A 7,524-nucleotide genomic window follows, 5' to 3' on the forward strand; every position below is an offset into this window, starting at 1 on the left:
ATTTACCCGTCGGCGGCCACAACCGTAAACACCGTAAACCGCTACCAGATGCGGATGCGCTCTTCCGGAGCCAGGTAAAGTGCATGATCCGGGCCGATGTCGAACGCCTCGTACCATTCATCAAAGTTACGTACCACGCCGTTGACCCGGAATTCCGGCGGCGAGTGCGGGCCCTGCTGCAGCTGGCGGCGAAGGGCCTCGTCGCGGTACTTGGCCCGCCAGATCTGCGCCCAGCCCATGAAGAAGCGCTGGTCGCCGGTAAGCCCGCCGATCACCGGGGCCTCCTCGCTGGCGCTGATCGTGCCGTCGCCGTCCGTGTCGAGGCTGAGCTTGTAGGCCTTGTAAGACATCGAGAGGCCGCCGAGGTCGCCGATATTCTCGCCCAGTGCGAGGCGGCCATTGATACAGGTCTTGCCGTCATCGAGCGGGCAGAAGGTGTTGTACTGGCCGGCCAGCGCGTCCGTGAGGCCGCGGAAATTGGCCTCGTCCTCGGGCGTCCACCAGTTGCGCAGCTCGCCCGTGCCGTCCGACTTGGAGCCCTGGTCGTCAAACCCGTGCCCCATTTCGTGACCGATCACGCCGCCGATGCCGCCATAGTTGACGGCCGGATCGGCGCTCAGATTGAAGAAGGGGGGCTGCAGGATGGCAGCCGGAAACACGATTTCGTTGCGGCCCGGCGAGTAATAGGCGTTCACCGTTTGCGGCAGCATGCCCCATTCGGTCCGGTCGATCGGCTCGCCCAGTTTCGAGATCATGTCCTCGTACGCCCAGTCGCCCGCCGCGTCGGCATTCCCGAACGCGCCGGCGCCGACCATCAGCGTGTCATACGTCTCGAACTTCTCCGTATAGCCGATCTTCGGCGTGAACTTTGCCAGCTTGTCGCGGGCCTCCACCTTGGTCGCCTCGCCCATCCAGGTCAGCCCGCCCAAATTCGACGCCATTGCCGTGCGCAGGTTCGCCACCAGCTTGTCCATCTCGGCCTTGTTCTCGGCCGGGAAGTAGCGCGCCGCATAGACCTTGCCGACGCCTTCACCGATTGCGCCTTCAACCGCCGCGACACCGCGCCGCCAGCGCGGGCGTTGCTCGGTCGTGCCGGTCAGCGCCGTGCCATAGAAGGCAAACACCGTGTCATCGATGCTCTTCGGCAGCACATCGGCATGGGTGCGCAGATAGTTCGCCGCGAGCCAGGCCTGCCAGCTATCGACCGGCGCCTCGGCCATCAGCTTGAAGATGCCTTCAACGCCGCCGCCGGACACCTTGGCGGCATCCTCCGCAGACAGACCATTCTCGGCGATCTCTTCCGGCGTCGGCGTCAGCTGGCGCACCACGACCGCCGACTGGTCGCCGATGCCGTACTTTTCCAGCATCAGCGCAGTCGGAAAGGCGCCGCCGAGGGCGACCAGTTCGGCCATCGTCAGCTTGTTGTAGGTGAGGTTCCGGTTGCGGCCGAGTGCGCGGTCCCAGTGGGCCCTCGCGATATCTGTCTCAATCGCCATCACGCTCGCGGCCGCCGCCGCCGGATCGGCGTAGCCGGCCCCGGTCAGCAGTGTCGTCAGCATCGCCGCATAAGCGGCGCGCAGCTCGACATTCTTCTCGCTGTCGACGAGGTAATAATCGCGGTCACCCATGCCGAGGCCGGCCTGGCTGACATAGAAGATGTATTCATCCGGCTTCTTGGAATCGACATCGACAAAGCCGCCGAGAGGCGAAGAGACGCCGTTTTCGGCGAACAGCGCCGCAAGATCCTCGCGCGTTGCAGCCGCCTTGATACGGGCCAGCATCGGCTCAGCTGGCGCGAGGCCGGCCGCCTCGATGGCGCCGGTGTCCAGATAAGCGTTGTAATAGGCGGCGACCTTGCCTTCGATCGTACCGCCAGCAGGCTGCGCAGCGGCCAGCTCCTCGATGATCTTGCGCACGCGCTGCTCGGATTTCTCGCCAAGCAGGTCGAACGAACCATACCGTGTACGGTCTGCCGGAATCTCGAAGGTCGAAAGCCAGGCGCCATTGGCGTAGGCATAAAAATCGTCGCCGGGGTGCACGGACGTATCGCGCGTCTCGAGGTTCACGCCCCAGTCGCCCCACACATCAGCCGCTGAAAGCTCCAGGCCCTCCTCGGTCAGAAACTTTCCGGGCGCTGCGGCCTTTTCCGGCACCAGCGTTTCGGCCACCGCGGTGGCCGGCGCTTCCTTGTGGTGCGCGCAAGCCGTGATGAGCGCGAGCGAGGCTGCACTGAGCAGAAGTTTCTTCATGGACATTTTTTCCCTGCATGGCCCCGCCATCGGGGCGGGGCGTTTCTAAGACTGGTCTTGGCTTACTCTACTGGGCCGGGGCCCGGTTATTCGGCAGGTGCCGGGCGGCCGATGCCGTCCCCGGCGCTGGTGCCGATCAGTTCGTCTTCATCAATCGTGACATGTCCCGAATAGCCTTCGCCGATACTGCGATAGGGCTTGCCGCCCCATGTCCAGGCGAAGATGCGCCCGATCTCGGCGCCGATGGCATACATCGCCGGCACCATCAGCAGCGAGACGAACAGCGCAAAGGTCACCGCAAAGGTCAGCGACACGACCATCGGCTGAAGGAATTGTGCCTGTACGGATCTTTCGAACAGCATTGGCGCAAGGCCCACGAAGGTCGTCAGCGAAGTCAGCAGGATTGGCCGGAAGCGCGACACCCCCGCATCGACCAGCGCCTGCACGGCGCCCGCGCCTTCATCCCGGCGCCGGTTGACATAGTCCATCAGCACGAGGTTGTCGTTGATCACGACGCCGGCGGCGGCCGCAATCCCGAAGAAGGCAAACATCGCCATCGGGGTACCGGTCAGCGCGAGACCGAGAATGGCGCCGCAATAGGCAAAGGGCAGGGCCATCATCAGGAGAATCGGCTGGACATAGGATCTGAAGCCGATGGCCAGAAGGATATACATGGCCCCGACGGCAATCAGGATCAGCCTCACGATCTCGGCGAAGAATTCCTGCTCCTGTTCGAAGCCGCCGGCCTCGCCGCGCTCGACGTCGGGGAATTCCTGCTTGAACTGAGGCCAGAAGTCCTTCTCCATCGCCTCCATGATGCGCGCGCGTCCGCCGTCGCCGAGCACTTCGGCAGAGACCGACACTGAGCGCAACCGGTTGCGGCGAACAATCCGGTTGATGCCCGGCGCATACTCGAAGTTTGCAACTTCGGTCACCGGAATCTCACGCCCGTCAAGGGTCCGTATACGGATTGAGGCAAGGCTGTCGAGGTCATTTCGCGCTTCGATCGGCAGGCGCACACGCACTTCCACGTCCTCGCCGTCCCGCGCCATCCGGTCGGCCAGTTCGCCGAAATAGGCCTGGCGCAACTGGTTCGACACATCCGCCAGCGAGATGCCGAGCGTTTCGGCGCCGGGTTTCATCGTGATCTGGATTTCCTCGGCAGCCGAGGAGAGGTTGTCCGTAATGTCATACACCTCGGCATATGTGGCCATGTGCGCCTTCATGTAGTCTGCGGAGGCGCGCAGACGGTCGAGGTCAGGATGGCTCAGCGCGAAGGTCAGGCCGGTATCGGGCTGGTTGAACGTGAACTCGAAATTGATCTCTTCCGCGTCCTGAATTTCGCCCGTGGCCTTGCGCAGCTCGTCAGTAAGGTCTTTCGACCGGACGTCTTTGGGCCTCTCTTCCGGCGGCACCAGGCTGATCCAGGCCTGAACCTGGGTACCCGAGGCCACGATGGACGCATCGCGGATCAGGCCGCCCGCAATTTCCGGGTGCTGATCATCGGTTGCTTTCGTTGCGCCCACGACGCCGGCCTGCAGCTGGTCGCGCACCTGCATCACGCGCTCGAACGGCGTTCCGTCCGGCATCTGGATGCTGACCTGGATAAGGTCCGCCTCGATTTCCGGCATGAACTTGAACGGCACCACGCCGCTCGATTGAAGCGAAATGGCAATCGCCAGGATCGAGAAGAAGAAGGCAAGCGTCGCGTACCGGAACTTGATCGCCATTTCGAGCACGGGCCGGTAGAGATTGTTGGCAAACCACAGCAGGCTGTCGGCAATGCGGCGCTGGAACTGCATCAGCGGACCGGTCGGGCCTTCGAATTTCTGCTTCTTCATGTGCGCGAGGTGTGCGGGCAGGATCAGCAGGCATTCGACCAGCGAGATCGCCAGCGAGATGACGACCACGAAGGTGATCTGCTGGGTGAACATCCGCGTCGGACCTGTAACAAAAGCCCAGGGCAGGAAGGCAATGATGGTCGTCAGCACGCCGAAGATGATCGGTTTCATCACCAGCTGTGTACCGATGACCGAGGCATTGAGGCCTTCGCGCCGTCCGCTCTCGACCTCCTTGTGGATATTCTCGCCGACCACGATCGCGTCATCCACGATCACCCCGATCACCAGCAGCACGGCGAAGGTGGAGAGGATATTCCAGGAAATACCCGCCGCCGGGAACAGCATGATGCTGCCGGCGAAGGCCGCGAAGATGCCGATGGTCACCCAGAAGGCGACAATCGGGCGGAGGAAGAGAAGCAGCACGATCATCACGAGGATGGCGCCGGAAATCGCCGACGTGCTGATCAGGTCCATGCGCGCCTGGAAGGTCTTGGAATCGTCCCAGAGTATGTCGATCTTGGTGCCTTCCGGCAGGATGCCGTTGGCCGGATTGTTGGCGCGCTCGATATAGTCGCGGAAGCCTTCGGCGTAGCGCGTGATGTCCATGCTGTCAGGCTCGGGCACCATCACGAATGTCGTCGTGCGGCCGTTGAAACTCGCCTGCAGCTTGTCGCTGACGAAGCCGTCCACCACGGTTGCCACATCAGCCACCCGGACCGCCCCCTGTTCGCTCGACTGGCGAATGATGATTTCGCCGAACTGGTCGGCCGTATCCGCAAGGTTGCGCGCGGTCAGGGCCACGTCCCCGACAGGTGATTCAATCCGCCCGCCGGAAGAATTCAGCGATGTCCGGCGCACTGCATTCGCCACATCCGACATGGTCAGTCCGAAACGGCGCAGCGCCTCTTCGGATACCTCGATACTGACCTGTTCCGAAAGCGTGCCCTGCAAAACGGCCAGTTCGCCGCCGGGCATGGCCGCGATGTCGTCGCGCACCTTGTCGCCGATCTTGCGCAGGGTGCGCGCGTCCATATTGCCATGAACCGCTATACCCATGAACCAGTTGCGCCGTTCCCAGCGCTGGACCTGCGGCTGAAACGCGGCTTGTGGAAGGTTGTTGATCTGATCGACGCGCAGCTTCACCTCGTCGAGGAAGGTGTCCATGTCGATGTCGTCGCGGCCGCGGATGTTGACCACGCCGAAGCCTTCGCTCGAGACCGACGTGACGCGGTCCAGGCCGTTGATGTCGGCCACCGCTTCCTCGATCCGGGTCACGATCTGGTCTTCGATGTCGCGCGGGCTCGCGCCGGTCCAGGCCACCGACACCGAGGCACCGGAAACCTTCACGACCGGGAACATTTCCCGCTCCATCGCGAAGTAGCCGAAGACGCCGCCCGCAAAGAGAATGAACATCAGGAGGTTTGCGGCAACCGAGTTACGGGCAAACCAGGCGACGATTCCTTTCATTGGGCGGCTCCCTCGCCAGTCGTGTCAGCTTTTGCCACTTCCGTTTCACCAGTCTTGGCGGCCTTGGGCGGATTATGAACTTTCACGGTGCCGTCTTCCATCCGCTGCATCACGGTCAGGCTCATGCCGTCGAATGGGGCCTGGATCGGGCTGACGATTGCCAACTCGCCGACGTCCGCGCCCTCATGGAAATAGGCGCCGTCGCGGTCCGAAAACTCTATATTGACTGTGCGGATCGACAGCTTCCCGGTGTCCGGATCGCCTATATACAGCTTGTCATCCCCGCGTAGCGCCGAGCGCGGCGCCACCATCACGCGGTCGAGGCTCTTGCCCAGGATCTGTGCGTTCACGAACATTCCCGGCGCCATCGGTGCGCCATTGTCGGCGCCTGCACCGAAAGGATCGCGCAGCTCGGCGATCACGTTGATCTGACGCGTCTGCGAATTGACCGCGGCGCCGGTGCGTACGACCTTTCCCTTCCAGGTGCGCGGCTCGCCGCCCACCGTTCCAGTGAACACCACTTCCGGCCCCGGCGTGGTCTCGCTGTCGGCGAACGCGATCGGCAGGCCAAGACGGCCAAGCTCGGCGTCCTTCAGGGGCAGGGACACTTCCACGATATCATTGCCGAAGATCCGGCCGAGCGATTGTCCTGGCGCGACCACCTGGCCGATATCGACACTGCGTTCGCGCACGCGGCCATCGAACGGCGCGATCACGGCGGTGCGCGCCAATGCAAGCTCAGCGTCCTTCAGCTGCGATTTCGCCGCGTCGAGCGAGGCCTGTGCCTCTGCCAGCTGCGGCTCGCGCCGGGCCAGCGGCGAGGCATCCGTCATGCCGAGGTCTTCCAGATCCTGCAGCGCCAGTTCGGACTCGGCGATCTCGCGGGCCAGCCGCTGCTCGGCTGTCGCCACAAGCGAACGCGCCCTCACCACGCCCAGCTCATAGTCCTGCGCATCAACGCGCACGAGCACCTGGCCGCGGCGGATGAAACCGCCATCGATGAAGTCCGGCGAGACATAGGCGATCCGGCCAGACGTCTGCGGGGCCACCACGATCTCGGTTTTCGGCCGTACCTCGCCCTGCGCGTCCACCTTCAGCGTCAGCGAAACTTCCTTCACGGGCTCGGCAAACACATTGAGGCCGGCGCGCGGCTCTTCGCTCTTCTCCGCTTCGGGTTTCATCCCCTGGACGGCGAGAAACCCGCCGATCCCCAGGAAGAGGATGATGGCGATCGGGGCGATAATGGCAATCAGTCGTCCCATGGGGATATAGCTCCTGCCGCTTACTGCGGCGTCTGGACTTCGGTGGGGGCGGTGGTGGTGTCTGCGGCCGGGGCAGGTACGCCGCCGCCGAGCGCGAGATGGTAGGATACGCGGTTTATAGCACGGCTGGCGCGGGCTGAAACCAGCTGGCTTTCAGCTGTCAGGCGGCGCGTCTGTGCGTCAATCAGGTTGAAGATGGTGATGGTGCCGCTGATATACTGGCGCTCGGCCAGCTCCTCGGCATAGCGCGCCTCTTCGAAAGCAACGCCCTGCGCGGTTTCCTGCTGCGCCAGCAGCACGTCCGCCGTCAGGGCATCTTCCACTTCGCGCCAGGCGCCGAGCACGCCGCTGACATAGGTCGCGACCGAGGCCTGCGCCTGCGCAATCGCCGCCTCCTGCGTCGCCTTCAGGCGCCCGCCGGTGAACAACGGCTGCACGAGGCCCGCGACCAGCCGCGCCGCAATCAGCGACGGATCCACCACATCCTCGAACTCGGTCGAACTGGTGCCCGCAGACCCCGTCACCCGCAGCGACGGGAGCATCGCGAGACGCGCTTCCTCGGCCCGCAGACCGGCGGACACGACGCGCGCTTCCAGCGCCGCGATATCTGGCCGGCGCGACAGCAGCAGGGCAGGGTTGCCCTCCGCCGCCATTTCTTCCAGTTCGGCGATCGCTGCGGTCGCGGTAATCTCCGCTGCCTGATAG

Annotated in this window: 4 protein-coding genes; all 4 read right to left on the reverse strand. The window is 63.8% G+C overall.

The window, feature by feature from the left end:
• Positions 1-41: 41 nt before the first annotated feature.
• Positions 42-2,249 (reverse strand): M13 family metallopeptidase, encoded by a 2,208-nt coding sequence (locus tag WEA77_RS02365; RefSeq protein ID WP_368066266.1) that lies wholly within the window; start codon positions 2,247-2,249, stop codon positions 42-44.
• 86 nt (positions 2,250-2,335) lie between these two features.
• Positions 2,336-5,557 (reverse strand): efflux RND transporter permease subunit, encoded by a 3,222-nt coding sequence (locus WEA77_RS02370; RefSeq protein ID WP_368066267.1) that lies wholly within the window; start codon positions 5,555-5,557, stop codon positions 2,336-2,338.
• On the reverse strand, positions 5,554-6,819 hold the full coding sequence (locus WEA77_RS02375; protein ID WP_368066268.1) for an efflux RND transporter periplasmic adaptor subunit: 1,266 nt from the start codon (positions 6,817-6,819) through the stop codon (positions 5,554-5,556). The genes WEA77_RS02370 and WEA77_RS02375 overlap by 4 nt, the downstream gene beginning before the upstream one ends.
• 20 nt (positions 6,820-6,839) lie before the next feature.
• Positions 6,840-7,524: TolC family protein (locus tag WEA77_RS02380; protein ID WP_368066269.1), on the reverse strand; the 685-nt coding region annotated here is incomplete at its 5' end.

This window comes from Hyphomonas sp. (assembly GCF_040882205.1).
Lineage (GTDB): Bacteria > Pseudomonadota > Alphaproteobacteria > Caulobacterales > Hyphomonadaceae > Hyphomonas.